Source organism: Streptomyces sp. NPDC046925 (assembly GCF_040644915.1).
In the GTDB taxonomy this organism is placed as follows: Bacteria; Actinomycetota; Actinomycetes; order Streptomycetales; family Streptomycetaceae; genus Streptomyces.
The window spans coordinates 716063-734829 of the sequence record NZ_JBEYWZ010000003.1; the positions used below are offsets into that span (position 1 = coordinate 716063).

The window sequence follows — 18767 nt, forward strand, 5'->3', positions numbered from 1 at the left end:
AACGTCACCGCCGGGGTCGTCGGGACCGTCGCGGCCCGCGGCGCCCTGTGTCCCCCCTCCGCGACGCCGTGGCGCTCGCCCTCCTGCCGCTCCCCCTCCTCGCCCTCGCCCTGCCCGCCGCCTTCGCGGGCGGCGGCACCCGGCGGTGGTTCGGCGGGCGCGGGGAGAGCATGCGGGCCGACGCCCAGGCCGCCAAGGACGCGGCGGCCGCCGCCTTCTACGAACTGGACACCGCCCAGCGGGACCTGCGGATCTCCATCGAGACCATCGTCGCCGTGGACTCGACGCCCGCCGCGCAGCGGGCCGTCTCCGACTTCGAGGCCATCGGGCGCCGGATCGACGAGGTCAGCCATCAGTACATCAGCGCGGTGGACGCGCACGACCTCGACCGCGACGACCTGGAAGCCTCCGTCGCCGCCCGCGCCCGCACGGAGCTGACGCAGGCCAAGGGCGAGCTGGACAAGGCCAGGGGCGACCTGGAGCGGTTCCAGCAGGGCCTCGGCCCGCTGCTCGACAAGGCGGAGACACAGCTCGCCCGGCTCGCCCCCGCCGTCGAGCGCGCCCGGCAGACCCTCCTGGCCGCCACGAACGCCCTCGACGCCGTCCGGGCGGCCGGGCTCAAGGCCGACGACCTCGCCGCGCGCCTCGCCGCCCTCGGCCCGGAGCTGACCAAGCTCAATCAGGGCGCGGGACAGCACGGCGTGCCGGAGACGCTGCAGCGCGCCGACCGCGTCCTGCGGGACGCCGAAGCCGTCCGCGCCGAGGCCGAGCGGCTGCCCGAGCGGGCCGCCGAGACAGACCGCCGGCTGGTCTCGCTGCGCACCCGCGCGCAGGCCCTCACCACCCGCAGCGGCCAGGTCGATCCGATCCTCAGCGAGTTGCGGCGGCGCTTCACCGTCGCCTGCTGGCAGGACCTGCAGCACGTCCCCGACCAGGCCGCGGAGAACGTACGGCAGGCCGAGGCCAAGCTCAGGGAAGCCCGGCAGGCGCGCGAGGAACAGCGCTGGCCGGACGCCACATCGCTGCTCTCGACGGTCCGTGCCCTGCTGAACTCGACGGACGAGGCGGTATCGGCCGCGGGCGACCGGCTCCAGCGGCTCAACGCGGTGTCGAAGGACCCCCAGCAGGAGATCGAGCGCACCCGCTTCGCGATCCGGGACGCCCAGCGCCTGGCCATGGCGGGGCGCCAGACACCGGAGCAGCGGCACGCACGCCCGCTGGACGAGTCCGTGGCCCGCCTGGACCGCGCGGTGTCCTCCCTGGAAGGCCGCCACCCTGACTACTGGCACTTCCTGACCGAGACCGAAGCCGTCCGGCAGACGGTGGCGGGTGTGGTCTCCCGGATCCGGGAGGAGCGGGGACAGGGGGCCTAGGAGCGCGGCAATGGGCCTGCGGGGCGGCCGGCCGGGGTTCCGGTGGTCGGTGCTCCGGTTCCGCTGGTTGGCGGTCCGCGGTCCGGGGGCGGATCCTTGAGGTACGTACGCCGACGTCACCGTACGCGGGTGAAGGCGATCGGCGTCCGCCGCAGCACCGTACAGAAGCGGCCTCCGCGCGCACCCAAGGGAGGCGGACATGGCCACGCATGTACTTCATCACTCGGGGACGAAGCGCCCCGGCCGACGTGTCACGTTCAACGAACACCTGCCCGTCGACCACCACCTCAGCACGATCTACCGCGTCGGCGCGGGCCTCATGGGGCTCGTCCTGCTCGCGTTCGGCATCCTCGGTCTGATCGACAAGGTCGGCTTCTTCGACACCGGGGGCGACACCGTCGCCGGTCTGAACACCAACGGCGCGCTGAGCGTCCTGTCGATCTGCGTCGGCCTCCTCCTGTTCGTCGGCATGGTGATCGGCGGCAACTTCGCCTCGACGCTCAACATGGTCCTGGGCTGCGCCTTCGTCCTCAGCGGCTTCGTGAACCTCGCCATCCTGGACACCGGCCTGAACTTCCTCGCCTTCCGCATGCCGAACGTCCTGTTCAGCTTCGTGGTGGGCCTGCTTCTGATGGTCTTCGGCATGTACGGGCGGGTCGGCTCGGCCCTGCCGCACGACAACCCGTACTGGAAGGCACGCCACCCCGAACAGGTGCGGCACGTCGAGAGCGGGCGGGCACGGCACCTGGAAAGCGGCCGGGCGCGGCACGCGGAGAGCGTCGGGAGCGGGCGGGATCGTGGGGCCCACAAGGCCGTGACGGGACACCGTCCGGAGCGTGCGGACCAACCCTGAGCAGGCACGTCGTACGCCCTGTGCGAGTCTGGGTGGCATGTCGGACCTCACCACTGCCTTCAGTAAAGCCCTGCGGACCCGGCGCCTGGTCGCCATCGTGCGCGGCACCGACGCGGAGGCCTCCTTCCGGACGGTCATGGCGCTCGTCGAGTCCGGAGTGCCGCTCGTGGAGGTCTCCCTCAGCGGCGCCGACACCCCGGGTGTCCTGCGCCGGGCCCGCGCCGAACTGGGCGACGAGGCCTGGCTGGGCGCGGGCACGGTCCTGACCGCGGACGACGCGCGGCGGGCCGCCGACGCGGGCGCGAACCTGATCGTGACGCCGGGCCTGGGCGCCGGGGTGGACGAGGCGCTGCGGCGGGAACTGCCCGTCGCGGCCGGGGTGCTGACCCCGACCGACGTGATCGCGGCGAGCACGTCCGGCGCGACGGCCCTGAAGATCTTTCCCGCGTCGGCGATGGGCGGGCCCGCCTACCTCAAGGCGCTGCGGGCCCCCTTCCCCGACCTGCCCTTCGTACCGGTGGGCGGTGTGGACGCGGCGGCCGCCGAGGAGTATCTGGCGCTCGGCGCGGTCGCCGTGGGCGTCGGCTCCCCGCTCATCGGGGACGCGGCGGACGGCGGCGACCTGGACGCGCTGCGCAAGCGCGCGGCGGAGTTCGTGGCGGTCACGGGAGCGGGCCGATGAGCGCCGCGCACCCCGGGGACGCTGTCCGTGACGTCCTGACGCTGGGCGAGACCATGGTCGCCCTGCGCGGCAGCGGCCCGCTCAAGCTGGGCGGATCGATGGACGTGTCCATCGCGGGCGCCGAGTCGAACGTGGCCATCGGCCTCGCCCGGCTCGGTCACGCGACGCGCTGGGCGGGCGCCGTCGGCGACGACGAGGCGGGCGAACTCGTGCTGCGCACGCTGCGGGCCGAGGGGGTCGACGTCAGCGGGGCGTCGCGCGACCGGGACGCGCCCACGGGGCTGATCCTCTTCGAACCGCGGCTGCCCGAAGTGACCCGCGTGCACTACTACCGCGCGGGCTCCGCCGGTTCGCGCCTGGCGGCGTCCGCCGTCGAGCGCGCCTTCGCCGCCGGCGGCGCGCCCCGCGTCCTGCACCTCACCGGCATCACCCCGGCTCTCGGCCCTGCCGCCCTCGATGCCTGCCGCCGCGCCCTCGAACTCGCCAAGGAGCACGGCACGACGGTCTGCCTCGACGTCAACTTCCGCTCACGGCTGTGGAGCGAGAAGGAGGCCGCCGGGGTCATGCGGTCCTGGATTCCGTACGTCGATGTCCTCATCGCCTCGGACGACGAACTGCCCCTGTGCGTACCGTCGACGGCTGCTGCCGCTGCCGGTGAGGTCTCCGCCCTGGCCGACGGGCTGCTGGCGCAGGGCGTGCGCGAGGTCGCCGTCAAGCTCGGTGCCCACGGGGCGACGGCGTACACCGCCGGGGGCGAACTGCACGCGCCCGCACGGCCGGTGCGTGCCGTGGACGCCGTGGGCGCAGGGGACGCGTTCGTCGCCGGGTATCTGTCGGCGCTGCTCGACGAGGCCGATGTGGCGGGGCGCCTCGACCGCGCCGTGACGACGGGCGCGTTCGCCGTGGCGTCGCACGGGGACTGGGAGGGGGCGCCTACGCGGGCTGAACTGGGGTTGTTGGGGGCGGGGGCGGGGACTGTCGTTCGGTAGCGGGGTAGCGCGGTGGCGCTGCGCTGGCCTTTGCGGTGACCCCGGCCGTGGGGCGGTCGGTCTGGTCTGGTCTCCGCGGGGCGGTGGGGGCTGGTCGCGCCGTTCCCCGCGCCCCCTACGGGGCGCCACCTCAGCCGCGGGTCCCCGCTGCCGCGCTGGCGGGGGCTCGTTGCGTAGATCCCTGCGGGCCGGTGGGGGCTGATCGCGCCGTTCCCCGCGCCCCCTACGGGGCGCCACCTCAGCCGCGGCAGCCCCCGCCGCCGCGCTGGCCGGGGCTCGTTGCGTAGATCCCTGCGGGCCGGTGGGGGCTCGTCGCGCCGTTCCCCGCGCCCCTTGCGGGGCGCCCCCCTCAGCCGCAGCAGCCCCCGCCGCAGCAACCGCCTCCGGCTCCCTGGGTGGGGGTGGGGGCTGAGGCTGTGCCGGCTACTGCCACCGTTGACAGCAGTTTCACCGAGTCCTCGTGGCCTGCGGGGCAGGTCGCGGGGGCGGCGGACTCGGCCATCGGGCGGCTCAGCTCAAAGGTGTCGCCGCAGGAACGGCAGCGGTACTCGTATCGAGGCATGGGCCAAGGCTAGCGGCAGCGGACCGGCCACAGGTCAGACGCCGGACGAGGCGTGGTGCAGGAAGCCCCGCAGGATCTCCTCCCCCGCCGCCACGCCCCGCTCCGGCAGCACCGTGAGCCCCGGCGCGGTCCAGCCCGTGTCGGCCAGCTCGCCGTGCCCGGGGCGCCACGAGCGGTCCGCGGCGAGCAGCAGATCGGCGTCGAGGAGCGAGTCACCGGCGGCGAGTATCTCGTCCGCGCCGATACGCCGGGCCACCTCCCGCACCGCCGCGCTCTTGGTCAGCGGCTTCGGCACGGCGTAGATCTTGCGGCCCTGCAACGAGACCGTCCAGCCGCGGCTCTCCGCCCACACGGCGAGCTCCTTGACCCACCCTTCCGGCAGCAGCGCCCGCTCGACGACCAGATAGGCGAAGAGGTCCTCGGCCACCCGCTCCTTCAGGAGCCAGGCCGGGTCGGCGGCACGCACCATGTGTGCGCGGACCTCGTCGAGGGACGCGCACTCGGCGGCGAGACGCCGGTCGACGGCCGCCCGCCACTCGGCGTCGGAGACGCCGTCGACCAGCAGGTGCCCGCCGTTGGCACAGATCGCGAACTTCGGCGCGGGGCCCGGCAGATGGATGCGGCCGTACTGTTCGCGCGTGCGCGTGGTCGTCGGCACGAAGACCGTCCCGCGCCCCACCTCGTCGAGCAGACCCGCGGCGGTCTCGGTGACGTACGACAGTGGCTTGCTCTCGTACACCTCGACGCAGAGCAGGCGCGGCGCCTCGGCGTCGGGCATGGTCAGGCCGAGAGCGGCGGCGGAGTAGATGAGGGTGCGGTCGAGATCGCTGGCGACCAGCACCGTCCGGGGCGTACTCACTTGGCGGCCACCGCCTTGCCTACCGCCTTGCCGTCCGTGCCGGTGGCGCCGCGGGTGAACTTCGGGTGGATCAATCCGACGCAGGTGTAAGGGAGTTCGGCCACTTCCTCCACCGGCACACCGCGCTGCTCCGCGAGGAGCCGTACGTGATCGAGGTCGGCCCCCGCTCCCGCGCGCGCCAGGATCTTCCAGGGGACACGGCGGAGCAGGACGCGTGTCGTCTCGCCGACGCCCGGCTTGACCAGGTTCACGTCGTGGATGCCGTACTCCTCGCTGATCCGCTCGACGGCGGCCCAGCCCTCCCAGGTCGGGGCCCGGTCCGCGGAGAGCAGTTCCTTGACCCGGCCGTCGACGGAGTCGGTCACCTCGTCGAAGCGGGCCGTGATGGCGCCGAGGAAGTCGACGGACACGTCCGTCCCGGCGAGTTCGCGGTAGAACTTCGCGCCGTGGAAGTCGTCGGGTCCGACCAGGTCCGCGCGCAGGACCGTGCGCGATATGAGCCCGGAGACCGTCGAGTTGAGGCACGCGGAGGGGATGAGGAAGTCCTCGCGGGTGCCGTAGGTGCGCACGCAGGAGCCGGGGTCGGCGAGCACGGCGATCTCGGGGTTGAAGCCGGCGGGCCCGCCCGCCTCCTCGAACTCCCGCACCGCGTCGGCGAGTTCGCGCGTGATCGCGCCCTTGCCCGTCCAGCCGTCGACGAAGACGACGTCGGCCGTGTCGTGGTGGGCGGCGAGCCAGCGCAGCGCGTTGGCGTCGATGCCCCGGCCGCGCACGATCGACACGGCGTAGTGCGGCAGGTCCAGGCCGTGCCGGTGCTCGGCCCAGCGCCGCATCAGTACGCCTACGGGGGTGCCCGCGCGGGCCAGCGAGACCAGGACGGGGCGGGGAGAGCGTTCGGCGAGCACGGTCTCGGTGACGGTGCCGACGGCCTGCGCGATGCGCGCGGCGGAGGTGCCGAGCGCCGCGCGGAACAGCTCCTGGTACTGCGGGCTCGGCTGGTACTCGACCGGCAGCGACTCGGCGTAGTGCGCGCCACCGCTCTGTATCGCCTCCTCGCGCTCCTCGGTGGGCGCTTCGAGCCGTACGTCCGAGAGGTCCTGGAGCAGCCAGCCGACGTCTTCGGCCGCGTACGAGGAGAAGTCGGGGCCGCGAAGGGGCTCGGGCAGCATGGAGGGCCTTTCGGGGGTGTGCTCGGAGGCGCGCTTGGAGGTGTCCTCGGGGGCGCGCTCAGGTACGTACGAGGGCACCACGGCCAGCAGCACCTGCGGAGTGTGCGCGGCGAGCTGCGCCAGCAGGCCGCCGGGGGCGTGGAGTTCGGGGCGGTCGGCCACGGAGTCGACCACGAGGACGATCGCGTCGAAGCCGCCGCCCGCGACGTTGTACGCGTACCTCTCGCCGGGTCCGTCGGCGGGCGCGTCGTGCGCGGGGAAGACGAGGCGGCTGCGGATGGCGTAGCCGGGGTCGTCGACGGCGAGCACGGGCGAGCGGGTGGTGGTGGAGTAGCGCACCTCCGCGGCACCGGCGGGCAGCCGCTCCTCCAGTGCCTTGCCGAGGGCCAGCGGCGCGTACATCAGCTCCTCGAAGCCGAGCACGAGGACGCGCGAGCGGGCGGGGGCAGGGGTGGAAGCGGGGGCGACGGCGGGAGCAGGGGTGGGGGCGGGAGCAGGGGTGGGGGCTGGTGCGGGCGCAGGGCCGGGTCCCGCGACGGGAGCCAGCGCCTCCGCGATCCGGTCCGCCATCCCCGGAAGCGCCGCGTCGAGCGCCGCCCGGTGCCCGGGCGCGAAGCCGTGGCGCCCGCCGTCCGGCACCCCGGCGGGCCAGCCGAGGTCGACCCTGCCGACAGAGCCGCCCTCCCTGCGCGGCGCGGGAAGCGCCGCAGCCTCGTACTCCTCGACCAGTGCCTGCCCCTTCTCCAGGACCCCGTCCGGCAGGCTCACCGTGCCGGACGCCAGCGTGATCAGGTCGACCCGCGCGCCGATCTCGCGGGCGAAGCCTGCCAGGCGGCCCTGGTCCTGCGGGGAGCGCATGTCGACGAGCGCCACGATGACGTACCGCTCGCGCGGGTACAGCTCGTGCAGGGCGCGGATCGTGTTGAGGACGGTGTTTCCGGTGGAGAACTCGTCGTCGACGAGGACCAGCGGGCCGTCCCTGGTGAGCAGCCGGGGGTCCTCGGGGAGCAGCAGGTGCGAGGTGGCGTGCGAGTGGGACTCCTCGAAGCCGCCCGCCCTGCGCACTCCGTCGACCGGGCGGCGCGTGGAGTGCAGGTAGGGCGCGAGGCCGATGCCGTCCGCGACGCAGTGGCCGAGGCCGGTGGCCGTCTCCGCGTACCCGAGGACGACCGCGCGCCGGGCCTCCGCGTCGCCCAGGAGCGCGCGCGCCCGGACGCCGAGGTCGTGCCCGGCCGCGTACACGACGGAGGGCAGCTGCGGCACATGCTTGCCCAGGACGTTCGACACCAGGAGGTGCGCCCGCTTCGGGTTGCGGCGCAGGGCGAGGCCGAGCAGGTCGCTCAGCCCCGGGTCCCCGGCCAACTCCACGCCGAGCCGCTCGGCGACCCACGTCCCTGACCACACCACGTCGTCGTTCACAGTCCTCGCACAGTCCTTAGGTTCCTTGGGTTCTTCCGCATTTACGTTCTTCGTTGCGTTCTTCGCCGTCGGCCGGAGACCCGGCTCGGCCGGGGTCAGTCGGAGAGCCCGGCGGAGAGCAGTTCCACGAAGCCGATGTCCTCGCGCGCGACGCCGAACACCTCGGCGCGCATGAGGGTCCCCTCGGCCCACGCGCGGTGCGGCTTCACCTCGTTCATCTTGTTCGTGTACGCCGAGCGCATGACCCCGCCGCCGTCCCGCTCGGGGCGCAGGATGTCCTCGGCGTCGCTGAACTCCTCGTGGGTGACGACCGAGAGGGCGTGCACGGGCAGGACGTGCGAGGGGTGGATGCAGGTCTTGCCGAGCAGGCCGTTGGCCCGGTCGAGCTCGATCTCGCGGAGCAGCCCGTCGATGTCGTGCTCGATGAGCGCCTGCCGCAGCTCCTCCGCCCGGCCCTCCAGGAAGGGGCTCCGGCGCAGCTGCGGCTTGAACATCCGCTCCTGGACGCGGAAGTACTCCCACACGGGCCCTGTCACGGTGAAGCCCGTGCCGTCGGCGCGGCCGAGGCGGTTGACCACGTCGGCGATGACCGAGGCCACGATGTGGACGTCGTAGGCGGTCATGTGCGGCGGCCTGCGCAGTCCGTACGCCGAGCAGAAGTCGGTGACGCCGAGCCGCAGCGCGAGGACCCGCTCGCGGTACTTGTCGACGGTGCGGGCGATCCCGGCGAGGGTCTCGGCGCGGCTCTCCAGGTGCAGCAGCTCGGGCGATTCGAGGACGGGCATCGCGAAGAGCCGCCGGCCGGTCGCGGCCTCCGCCGCTGCGAGCGACTCCAGGAAGGCGACGCCGCGCTCCTCGGTGAACTTGGGCAGTACGAATCCGGACAGCAGCCGGATGCCGGGACCGAGGCGGTCCGCGATGTCGGTTATCTGCTCGGGGTCCCGGACCCGGATGAACAGGAGCGGCAGTTCCGGACCGTCCGCGTCCGCACCGATACGGCCCGCGGCGTCCCGCTCCGCGAGGTCGGCGAACTGCCTGACCAGGTTCTCCTCGGCGCCGATGACCTCGGCGTCGTCGATCGAGTCCTCGAGGCAGAGCACCATCGAGATCACGCCACGTCCGGCCTGCTTCAGGATGTCGTCGGCCAGGCGGGGGCGCGTGGCGGGGCTGTAGAGCGTGGCCCCGAGTGCGGCGGCGAGCAGGCGCGGGGAGGAGTCCGCGGTGAAGGAGCACGGCTCCCGATGGAAGAGACGCTGTCGCACCTCTGGGGCGATATGCCCGAAATGACGCATGATTTCCCCTGTACTCGTCGGCGCGACCCGACGTGATGTGGCCGGTAATAGTACGTAGGGACGGGTGTCAAGGGTTCCCCATGGGCATGAAATTCAGGTAACCCGGCCGTGTCGGACACACGGGCCACACACCGTCACCCCCGCGTTGTCCCGTTCGAACCCGGGAAGGCAGGATGACCGCATGACGCACGCGATGTTGAAGGGGTCGAACGTCCCGCTCGAAGCCACGGCCGTCCGCGCAGTCCTGCGCTGGACCCCCGGGCAGGGCGTCCCGGACGTCGACGCGTCGGCCCTGCTGCTCGGCGCCGACGGCCGCGTGCGGTCCGACGAGGACTTCGTCTTCTACAACCAGCCGCGCCATCCGTCGGACAAGGTCTGGCGGCTCGGCAAGAAGCGCGTGACCGGGGGCCTCTCCGAGGGCTCGACCGACACGATCCAGACGGATCTGGCGGGCCTGGACGGGGCGGTGAGCCGGGTCCTGCTCGTCGCATCCGCCGACGACACCGCCTTCAAGCACGTACGCGCCCTGCGCATCCTGCTGTACGACGCCGCGGCGGGCGAGGCCGAACCGCTCGCCTACTTCGACATCACCCCGCAGACGGGCGACGAGACCGCCCTCATCTGCGGCGAGCTCTACCGCCGCGGTGACGTGTGGAAGTTCCGCGCCCTCGGCGAGGGCTATCTGAACGGCCTGGAGGGTCTCGCCGGTGACTTCGGCATCTCCGTGGACGAGTCGGAGGCGGTGACCGAGCCGACGACCGAGGCATCCCTGCCGCAGCCCTACCCCCAGCATCACCAGCCGCTGCCCGAACCGGCCACGCAGGCGCTGCCCCCGCAGGTCCCGGCCACGCACGCGCCGGCTTCCCAGCCCTTCCCCGCCCCGGCCCCGCAGCCCGCGTACGGCTACCCTCCCGAGCCCCCGCGCCACCAGCCGGCCCCGCAGCCTTCCTACGGCTACCCGCAGCACGCGCCCGCCCACGCGGCTCCGGCTCCGCAGCCCAGTTACGGCTATCCGCAGCCCGTGGCGCCGATGCCGGACCCGAACTTCCGGCTGCCGCCCCAGGGCCCGCAGTTCCTGGCGCGCTGAGCCCGCGGCGAGGGCCCGGGGCGGGGCCGCTCACACCTTGGACTTGTAACCGCGGCCCCACTGCAGCCCCCAGCCGTAGAGGCGGTCGAGCTCGGCCTGGAAGCCGTAGACGAACTTCACCTCGCGGCGCACGACCAGCTCGTCCTTGACGTTCTCCAGCGTGAATATCGCGCAGGAGCGTGCCTGCGGCTGGCGCTCGTCCAGGTCGATCTCGATCCGCGGCCCGTTGCTGGGGTAGAGCGTCACCTTGGCGTGCGTGCGGTCGAAGGCCGGCGTCTGGTCGTAGATGTAGGCGAAGAACAGCAGCCGCTTGATCGACTCGCGGTGGTCGAGGTTCACGTAGATCGTCTCGCCGGACGGTGAACCGAACCGGTCGTCGCCGCTGAGCTTCACGAACGGCGGTGCGTTCAGATCCCCGAAGAAGCTGCCCAGGGGCTGTACGACGCCCTTGGCGCCGTCCACCGTCTCGTACAGGCAGCCGAGGTCGAGGTCCACGTTGACCACGCCCTGGGTGTGCGCCTGGACCACGTCGGGCTGGAACATCCGGAAAGGATGCCGCAGCAGGCCGCCGCCCTTGCGCTTGCCGATGATGTCGGACGTCCGCATCTGCCAGGAGAGGTTGACCCGGAGATTGCCGGTGGCCGCGCCCTGTTTGTTGAGCGAGACCGTCGGGTGCCGCTTGGTGAGTTCGATGGAGTTGGTCGCGGCGCTCCCCGACTCGAAGTCCATCGAGCGCCCACGGAATAGACCGTCCCAGAAGGACATCGCCGCCCCCAAAAGTTTCCGGAGCCCCATGGGCCCGTCACGAATGCCGACGGGGCGGCCAGGAGGACTCGTCCTCGATGGCCGCCCCGTTCAGAAGCGTTCCTCACTCATCCGCCGGTCACACGCCGGGAACGAGCCGGACCCGAACTCACACGCCCGACGAGACCTCTGTCTTCTCGTCCGAACCCGAGCCGTTGCCCTCGGCGGCCGCCAGCCTCTTGTTGCGGCGCACGGACGACCAGAAGGACCAGGCGATCAGGACGACGCCGACGAGGCCGGTGATGACCTCGTGGATCTCGTACTGGATCGTGACGAGCAGGATCACGGCGAGGGCGCCGATCGCGTAGTGCGCGCCGTGCTCCAGGTAGACGTAGTCGTCGAGGGTGCCCTGGCGGACCAGGTAGACGGTGAGCGAACGGACGTACATCGCGCCGATGCCCAGGCCGAGCGCCATCAGGACGATGTCGTTCGTGATGGCGAAGGCGCCGATGACGCCGTCGAAGGAGAACGACGCGTCCAGGACCTCGAGGTAGAGGAACATGAAGAAGGCGGCCTTGCCGGCCAGGACGACCGCGGGAACCTTCTTGCCCGTCTTCTTGGCCTCTTCCTCCTCCTCGTGCTCGCGCTCCTCCTCTTCCTCGAGTTTGTTCTCGAAGAAGCCGGACAGACCGCCCACCACCAGATACGTGATGAGTCCGGCGATACCGGAGATCAGTACTGTCTGTGCCTTGTCCACATGCGCGCCACCGTGCTGGTGGGCGTGGGTGGCGACGGTCATCGCGGAGACCATGAGCACGATGAGCGCGATGCAGACCGACAGCATGTCGATCTTGCCGAGCTTGGCGAGCGGGCGCTCAAGCCAGCCGAGCCACTTGATGTCACGGTCCTCGAAAATGAAGTCGAGGAAGATCATCAACAGGAACATGCCACCGAACGCGGCGATCGACGGGTGAGCGTCGGTCACCAGCTGCTGGTACTTGTCCTTGTCGTTGAGCGCGAGACGCACAGCCTCGATGGGGCCGATCTTGGCGCTGATCGCCACGATCGCGACGGGGAACACGAGCCGCATGCCGAAGACGGCGATCAGGACACCGATGGTGAGGAAGATCTTCTGCCAGAAGGCACTCATCTTCTTCAGGATTCCGGCGTTGACCACCGCGTTGTCGAAGGACAGCGAGATCTCGAGGATGGACAGGATCGCCACGACCCCGAAACCCGTCCACCCCCCGTAGAACACCGCCGCGACCAGGCCGAGCGCGGTAACCGCGAACGACCAGCCGAAGGTTTTCAGAAGCACTGGCTACCCAATCGTGTGTGTACGGGCTCCCGTGTAGCGGTCTCCCCCGCGCCGGTCCCCGGCTTTACGAAACATTGACCCCGAAGTCTAGAGCGATGCCCCGCAGACCTGACGCGTACCCCTGCCCTACTGCACGGAACTTCCACTCGCCGCCGTAGCGATAGACCTCGCCGAAGATCATCGCGGTCTCCGTGGAGGCGTCCTCGGAGAGGTCGTACCGCGCGAGCTCCTGGTGGTCGGCCTGGTTGACCACGCGGATGAACGCGTTGCTCACCTGGCCGAAGGTCTGGCCGCGATTGTCCGCGTCGTGGATCGAGACCGGGAAGACGATCTTGTCGCAGTTGGCGGGCACCTTGGCGAGGTCGATCAGGAGCGACTCGTCGTCCCCGTCACCCTCACCGGTGAGGTTGTCACCGGTGTGTTCGACGGAGCCGTCCGGGCTCTTGAGGTTGTTGTAGAAGACGAACCACTCGTCGCCGATGACCCGGCCCGAGTTGCACATCAGCGCGCTGGCGTCGAGGTCGAAAGGGGCTCCGGTGGTGGAGCGCGCGTCCCAGCCGAGACCGACCAGGACCTGTGTGAGGTTCGGTGCGGCCTTGGAGAGGGAGACATTGCCTCCCTTGGCGAGCGTGACGCCCATGATGTGGTCCTCCCCGTGGTTCGTGAGCAGAAATCCCCGGGCCCCCGTGCGGGCGCCCCTGTCCGGGAACAAGAGTTTTGAGCACGTCCGGCGCCGCACTCGTGGTGTGCGGCGCCGGACGACAAGGCGGAGGGTGTTGCTCGGCTCAGACGTTGACGCCGAAGTCCTGCGCGATGCCGCGCAGGCCCGAGGCGTAGCCCTGGCCGACGGCGCGGAACTTCCACTCCGCTCCGTTGCGGTACAGCTCGCCGAAGACCATGGCCGTCTCCGTGGAGGCGTCCTCGGAGAGGTCGTACCGCGCGATCTCCGCGCCGCCCGCCTGGTTCACGACGCGGATGAACGCGTTGCGCACCTGGCCGAACGACTGCTGGCGGGTCTCGGCGTCGTAGATCGAGACCGGGAAGACGATCTTGTCCACGTCGGCCGGAACGGCGGACAGGTCGACCTTGATCGCCTCGTCGTCGCCCTCGCCCTCACCGGTGGTGTTGTCACCGGTGTGCTCGACGGATCCGTCCGGGCTCTTCAGGTTGTTGAAGAACACGAAGTTGCCGTCGCTGCTGACCTTGCCCTCGGCATTCGTCAGGATGGCGCTGGCGTCGAGGTCGAAGTCCGTACCGGTGGTGGTACGGACGTCCCAGCCCAGGCCGACCAGAACCGCGGTCAGGCCGGGGGCCTCCTTGCTCAGCGATACGTTGCCGCCCTTGCTGAGGCTGACTCCCACAAATCCTCCCAAATAGATGTCCAGGGGCGGGGAGCCCCAGTCGTGCTTTGCCATCGGATCAACGAATGGATCCTAGTGACCGGTTCCCGGCCGACACAGGCTCTGCACCCGAAGAATCACAGGGTGTCACCCCTGAGGAAGCACAGGGTCGGTCACAGGGCGTCGAGAGCCTTGACGTACTCGTTGAGGTCGCGGGCGTCCGGCAGGCCGTTGACGACGGTCCAGCGCACCACGCCCTGCTTGTCGATGATGAAGGTGCCGCGCACCGCGCAGCCCTTCTCCTCGTCGAAGACGCCGTACGCCCGCGAGGCCTCGCCGTGCGGCCAGAAATCGGAGAGCAGCGGGTACTCCAGGCCTTCCTGGTCGGCGAAGACGCGCAGGGTGTGGATGGAGTCGTTCGAGACCGCGAGCAGCTGGGTGTCGTCGTTGACGAACTTCGGCAGTTCGTCGCGCAGGGCGCAGAGCTCGCCCGTGCACACGCCGGTGAACGCGAACGGGTAGAAGAGCAGCACCACGTTCTTCTCGCCGCGGAAGTCCGACAGCTTCACGGTCCGGCCGTGGTTGTCCTTCAGCTCGAAGTCCGGGGCCTTGGTGTCGGTCGCGATTCCAGCGAGCGCCATGAGCTGAGCATCCCTTCGATGAGGCTGTTCGGGTGACGTCCACCCTACGCAACGGGCGTTTCGTCCGATCACTGCCCATGGCGGGCGCCTCGCAGACCCCGCACATACGCATGAGCCCCCACCGGCACGTACCGGCGGGGGCTCACGGCGATTGACTCAGTCGACTTCCTGCTGCCTGAGCGGCAGCTTCACCGCTTCTTGGCTGCCGCCTTCGGCGTGACCAGACGGCTGCCCGTCCAGTCCTTGCCCGCGTTGATGCTCTTGGTCTGAGCGAGGCCGGCGGTCTGGGCTGCTTCGTTGATGTCGCTCGGCTCGACGTAACCGTCGCGGCCGGTCTTCGGCGTCATCAGCCAGAGGTCGCCGCCCTCTTCGATCAGCTGGGTGGCGTCTACCAGCGCATCCGTCAGGTCGCCGTCGTCCTCGCGGAACCACAGCACCACGGCGTCAGCAGTGTCGTCGTAGTCCTCGTCGACGAGCTCGCTGCCGATCACCCCTTCAATGGCCTCGCGGAGCTCCTGATCGACATCGTCGTCGTAGCCGATCTCCTGGACCACCTGCTCGGGCTGGAAACCCAGCCTCGCGGCAGGGTTGGTCCGCTCCTCCGCGTGGTCCGCGGTCGCGCTCACGGCTTGCCTCCTGATCATGTTTTCGGGAATGCCTTCATCCACGCGCGTGCGCGGGACATTGGCGGTAGTCCACACGGGCGGACCGGATCGCGCAAGTACCCGGCCGTCAAGACCGCTGAAACGGTGACGTTCCCGGCCGTGTCGCCGCAACTCAAGGCCCATCTGCCAGAACCTTCTCCGCTCGCACTTCGCTCGCGCGACGCCGGTCGGAACTGGGCTCCGAACGGCCTTACGAACCGGCTAGGCAGGATGGGCGTATCGTTGCGATTTGGTCGAGCCTACCCCAGGGCCGCCGGACGGGCGCCTCGGTTACCTCTGAGTAGAGATGACGATTAGGCCTACGCGGTACACGATGGGGAACGTCTCACAGCCAGGCAGAACCCAGGCGAAAGCCCCAACAGCGAAGGAACAGCGTGGCTTCCGGATCCGATCGCAACCCGATCATCATTGGCGGCCTGCCGAGTCAGGTCCCGGACTTCGATCCCGAAGAGACCCAGGAGTGGCTCGACTCCCTCGATGCCGCGGTGGACGAACGCGGCCGCGAGCGGGCCCGCTACCTGATGCTCCGACTTATCGAACGTGCGCGCGAAAAGCGCGTAGCCGTACCCGAAATGCGCAGTACGGACTACATCAACACGATCGCCACCAAGGACGAGCCTTTCTTCCCCGGCAACGAGGAGATCGAGCGGAAGGTCCTGAACGCGACCCGCTGGAACGCCGCGGTGATGGTGTCGCGCGCCCAGCGCCCCGGCATCGGCGTCGGCGGCCACATCGCCACCTTCGCCTCCTCCGCCTCGCTCTACGACGTGGGCTTCAACCACTTCTTCCGCGGCAAGGACGAGGGCGACGGCGGCGACCAGATCTTCTTCCAGGGGCACGCGTCCCCCGGTATCTACGCCCGCGCCTTCCTCCTGGACCGGCTCTCCGAGCAGCAGCTCGACGCGTTCCGCCAGGAGAAGTCGAAGGCCCCGAACGGACTTTCGTCCTACCCGCACCCGCGCCTGATGCCGGACTTCTGGGAGTTCCCGACCGTCTCCATGGGCCTCGGCCCCCTCGGTGCGATCTTCCAGGCCCGCATGAACCGCTACATGGAGGCGCGCGGCATCGCCGACACCTCCAAGTCCCACGTCTGGGCCTACCTCGGCGACGGCGAGATGGACGAGCCCGAGTCGCTCGGCCAGCTCTCCATCGCCGCCCGCGAGGGCCTGGACAACCTGACCTTCGTCGTCAACTGCAACCTCCAGCGCCTCGACGGCCCGGTACGCGGCAACGGCAAGATCATCCAGGAGCTCGAGTCGCAGTTCCGCGGCGCCGGCTGGAACGTCATCAAGCTCGTGTGGGACCGCAGCTGGGACCCGCTGCTCGCCCAGGACCGCGACGGCCTCCTGGTCAACCGGCTCAACACCACGCCCGACGGCCAGTTCCAGACCTACGCCACCGAGACCGGCTCGTACATCCGCGAGCACTTCTTCGGCGACGACCAGCGGCTGCGCGCCATGGTCGAGAACATGACCGACGAGCAGATCCTGCACCTGGGCCGCGGCGGCCACGACCACAAGAAGGTCTACGCGGCGTACGCGGCCGCCAAGGCCCACAAGGGCCAGCCGACCGTCATCCTCGCCCAGACGGTCAAGGGCTGGACCCTCGGCCCGAACTTCGAGGGCCGCAACGCCACGCACCAGATGAAGAAGCTGACGGTCGACGACCTCAAGGGCTTCCGCGACCGCCTGCACATCCCGATCACGGACCAGCAGCTCGAGGACGGCGCCCCGCCGTACTACCACCCGGGCCGCGACTCCGAAGAGATCCAGTACATGCACGACCGCCGCCAGAGCCTCGGCGGCTACGTCCCCACCCGCGTCGTCCGTTCCAAGCCCCTCCAGCTTCCCGAAGACAAGGCGTACGCGACCGCGAAGAAGGGGTCGGGCCAGCAGTCGATCGCCACCACCATGGCGTTCGTCCGCATCCTGAAGGACCTCATGCGGGACAAGGAAATCGGCAAGCGTTTCGTGCTGATCGCCCCCGACGAGTACCGCACCTTCGGCATGGACGCCTTCTTCCCGAGCGCGAAGATCTACAACCCGCTCGGCCAGCAGTACGAAGCCGTCGACCGCGATCTGCTCCTGGCCTACAAGGAGTCCCCGACCGGCCAGATGCTGCACGACGGCATCTCCGAGGCCGGTTGTACGGCCTCGCTGATCGCCGCGGGCTCGGCCTACGCCACCCACGGCGAACCGCTGATCCCCGTGTACGTCTTCTACTCGATGTTCGGTTTCCAGCGCACCGGCGACCAGTTCTGGCAGATGGCCGACCAGCTGGCCCGCGGCTTCGTGCTCGGCGCCACCGCCGGCCGGACGACCCTGACCGGCGAGGGCCTCCAGCACGCGGACGGCCACTCGCAGCTGCTCGCCTCGACCAATCCGGGCTGCGTCGCCTACGACCCGGCGTTCGGTTACGAGATCGCGCACATCGTCAAGGACGGCCTGCGCCGGATGTACGGCCCCGACAGCGAGGACGTCTTCTACTACCTCACCGTCTACAACGAGCCCATCCAGCACCCGGCCGAGCCCTCCGATGTGGACGTCGACGGCATCCTCAAGGGTATCTACCGGTTCAAGACGGGCGAGCAGGGCGCCATCCCGGCGCAGATCCTCGCCTCCGGTGTCGCGGTCCCGTGGGCGGTCGAGGCCCAGCAGATCCTCGCTTCGGAGTGGAACGTCAAGGCGGACGTCTGGTCGGCGACCTCCTGGAACGAACTGCGCCGTGAGGCGGTCGACGTGGAGCGCCACAACCTCCTCCACCCCGAGGAGGAGCAGCGCACCCCGTACGTGACGCAGAAGCTTTCCGGCGCTGAGGGTCCGTTCGTGGCCGTCTCCGACTGGATGCGGAGCGTCCCCGACCAGATCTCCCGCTGGGTCCCCGGCACCTACCAGTCCCTGGGCGCCGACGGCTTCGGCTTCGCGGACACCCGCGGTGCGGCCCGCCGCTTCTTCCACATCGACGCCCAGTCGATCGTGGTCGGCGTACTGACCGAGCTGGCCCGTGAGGGCAAGCTCGACCGCTCCGTGCTGAAGCAGGCCATCGACCGCTACCAGCTGCTCGACGTCACGTCGGCCGACCCGGGCGTCGCCGGAGGCGACGCCTAGGCCGCGCGGCGCCTGAGCACGTAGGTCGCCCGGAGGGCGGTGGGACGGTGACTCCCGCCGCCCTCCGGCGTTTCCTGCGAAGTGGCGTTCCCTGCGAGCTGGCGTTCCCTGCGAGGTCAGGTCTCCCGCGACCCGGTCAGTTCTCCCAGACCTTGAAAGCCCTCACGCGGTAGGGCGATTCGGGGAGCCAGGTGCCACCTCCCGGATAGGTGTCGAACTCGCCGGTCTCCCCGCACTCCGCGGATTGATACGTGGTGACCGGCCGGCCCGTGCGGTTGGCGAGAGCTTGAGCGCTGCCCCCCTCCGGCAGCGCTACACAGCTCTCGATGTCGATCCCGGACAGCTCATACGTCTGTCGGGCGCCCTTGAACTGCGCCTTCCCCCATAGACAGAGCTCTCCCGGCCCGCAACGGCCGAGCCCCGGCGGCGCGGCGGCCCCCGCGTACTTCGCAGGTGTCGCGGAATCGGCCTTGGCGAGCGGTGTCGTGGCCCCGGCCGGTACGGGGGCCAGGATCACCGAGGCGAGTGCGGCGACGGCGAAGGTCGTGGGCATGGTCGTACGCATCTTCATCAACTCCCGTTTTGTGTCGAGCACTTGTGTGCCGCGTCGATCACTTGCGAGAACTGTGACCCACTCGCTAGCTCCGTCGGAAGGGGTACGAATGTG

The 18767-nt window shown here is 70.4% G+C and carries 17 protein-coding genes; 6 read left to right on the forward strand and 11 right to left on the reverse strand.

The genetic code is table 11. The annotated features are described in order from the left end of the window. Positions 1 to 47 precede the first annotated feature (47 nt). The 4 genes from ABZ906_RS16480 (at position 48) to ABZ906_RS16495 (ending at position 3897) form a co-directional block, all read left to right on the forward strand. The gene (locus ABZ906_RS16480; protein WP_361189529.1) at positions 48 to 1373 is read left to right on the forward strand and encodes a hypothetical protein; all 1326 of its coding nucleotides are present in this window, start codon (positions 48 to 50) and stop codon (positions 1371 to 1373) included. A 199-nt stretch (positions 1374 to 1572) separates the two neighbouring features. Next, the gene (locus tag ABZ906_RS16485) at positions 1573 to 2226 is read left to right on the forward strand and encodes a DUF4383 domain-containing protein (RefSeq protein WP_361382544.1); all 654 of its coding nucleotides are present in this window, start codon (positions 1573 to 1575) and stop codon (positions 2224 to 2226) included. A 37-nt stretch (positions 2227 to 2263) separates the two neighbouring features. After that, on the forward strand, positions 2264 to 2908 hold the full coding sequence (locus ABZ906_RS16490) for a bifunctional 4-hydroxy-2-oxoglutarate aldolase/2-dehydro-3-deoxy-phosphogluconate aldolase (protein ID WP_361382547.1): 645 nt from the start codon (positions 2264 to 2266) through the stop codon (positions 2906 to 2908). Then, the gene (locus ABZ906_RS16495) at positions 2905 to 3897 is read left to right on the forward strand and encodes a sugar kinase (RefSeq protein WP_361382550.1); all 993 of its coding nucleotides are present in this window, start codon (positions 2905 to 2907) and stop codon (positions 3895 to 3897) included. The genes ABZ906_RS16490 and ABZ906_RS16495 overlap by 4 nt, the downstream gene beginning before the upstream one ends. A gap of 349 nt (positions 3898 to 4246) precedes the next feature. On the opposite strand, the gene ABZ906_RS16500 is transcribed toward ABZ906_RS16495, so the two are convergent. From ABZ906_RS16500 to ABZ906_RS16515, 4 genes are all read right to left on the reverse strand, one after another. Next, entirely contained in the window at positions 4247 to 4459 is a 213-nt protein-coding gene (locus ABZ906_RS16500) for a zinc ribbon domain-containing protein (protein ID WP_361382553.1), read from the reverse strand. Between the two features lie 34 nt (positions 4460 to 4493). Then, positions 4494 to 5237: an HAD family hydrolase gene (locus tag ABZ906_RS16505; protein ID WP_361189752.1), complete on the reverse strand. Its 744-nt coding sequence runs from the start codon at positions 5235 to 5237 to the stop codon at positions 4494 to 4496. Between the two features lie 77 nt (positions 5238 to 5314). Beyond that, the gene (locus ABZ906_RS16510) at positions 5315 to 7906 is read right to left on the reverse strand and encodes a phosphoribosyltransferase (RefSeq protein WP_361382557.1); all 2592 of its coding nucleotides are present in this window, start codon (positions 7904 to 7906) and stop codon (positions 5315 to 5317) included. Positions 7907 to 8001: 95 nt separating this feature from the next. After that, positions 8002 to 9198: an HpcH/HpaI aldolase/citrate lyase family protein gene (locus ABZ906_RS16515; protein WP_361382560.1), complete on the reverse strand. Its 1197-nt coding sequence runs from the start codon at positions 9196 to 9198 to the stop codon at positions 8002 to 8004. 181 nt (positions 9199 to 9379) lie between these two features. Here ABZ906_RS16515 and ABZ906_RS16520 point away from each other — a divergent pair, with 181 nt between their 5' ends. Further along, positions 9380 to 10285, forward strand: coding sequence for a TerD family protein (locus ABZ906_RS16520; protein ID WP_361189509.1), 906 nt, complete (start codon positions 9380 to 9382; stop codon positions 10283 to 10285). Positions 10286 to 10315: 30 nt separating this feature from the next. Here the strand turns inward: ABZ906_RS16520 and ABZ906_RS16525 are convergent, their stop codons facing one another. From ABZ906_RS16525 to ABZ906_RS16550, 6 genes are all read right to left on the reverse strand, one after another. Beyond that, on the reverse strand, positions 10316 to 11050 hold the full coding sequence (locus ABZ906_RS16525) for a Tellurium resistance (RefSeq protein ID WP_361189506.1): 735 nt from the start codon (positions 11048 to 11050) through the stop codon (positions 10316 to 10318). Positions 11051 to 11198: 148 nt separating this feature from the next. After that, the gene (locus ABZ906_RS16530) at positions 11199 to 12347 is read right to left on the reverse strand and encodes a DUF475 domain-containing protein (RefSeq protein WP_361382563.1); all 1149 of its coding nucleotides are present in this window, start codon (positions 12345 to 12347) and stop codon (positions 11199 to 11201) included. A 64-nt stretch (positions 12348 to 12411) separates the two neighbouring features. Next, entirely contained in the window at positions 12412 to 12987 is a 576-nt protein-coding gene (locus ABZ906_RS16535; RefSeq protein ID WP_361189501.1) for a TerD family protein, read from the reverse strand. A 145-nt stretch (positions 12988 to 13132) separates the two neighbouring features. Continuing rightward, a complete protein-coding gene (locus ABZ906_RS16540; protein ID WP_190081432.1) occupies positions 13133 to 13708 on the reverse strand; it encodes a TerD family protein in 576 nt (191 codons plus the stop codon). A gap of 152 nt (positions 13709 to 13860) precedes the next feature. Then, positions 13861 to 14328 carry a peroxiredoxin gene (locus ABZ906_RS16545; RefSeq protein WP_361382566.1) on the reverse strand — a complete coding sequence of 156 codons (468 nt, stop codon included), beginning with the start codon at positions 14326 to 14328 and terminating at the stop codon, positions 13861 to 13863. A gap of 188 nt (positions 14329 to 14516) precedes the next feature. Continuing rightward, positions 14517 to 14954, reverse strand: a complete 438-nt coding sequence (locus ABZ906_RS16550; protein WP_361189495.1) for a DUF3052 domain-containing protein — start codon at positions 14952 to 14954, stop codon at positions 14517 to 14519. 413 nt (positions 14955 to 15367) lie between these two features. Here ABZ906_RS16550 and aceE point away from each other — a divergent pair, with 413 nt between their 5' ends. Continuing rightward, positions 15368 to 18100 (forward strand): pyruvate dehydrogenase (acetyl-transferring), homodimeric type, encoded by a 2733-nt coding sequence (gene aceE, locus ABZ906_RS16555; RefSeq protein ID WP_361382569.1) that lies wholly within the window; start codon positions 15368 to 15370, stop codon positions 18098 to 18100. A 136-nt stretch (positions 18101 to 18236) separates the two neighbouring features. Here aceE and ABZ906_RS16560 read toward each other — a convergent pair whose 3' ends face one another. Continuing rightward, positions 18237 to 18653 carry a peptidase inhibitor family I36 protein gene (locus tag ABZ906_RS16560; RefSeq protein ID WP_361382572.1) on the reverse strand — a complete coding sequence of 139 codons (417 nt, stop codon included), beginning with the start codon at positions 18651 to 18653 and terminating at the stop codon, positions 18237 to 18239. Positions 18654 to 18767: the final 114 nt, after the last annotated feature.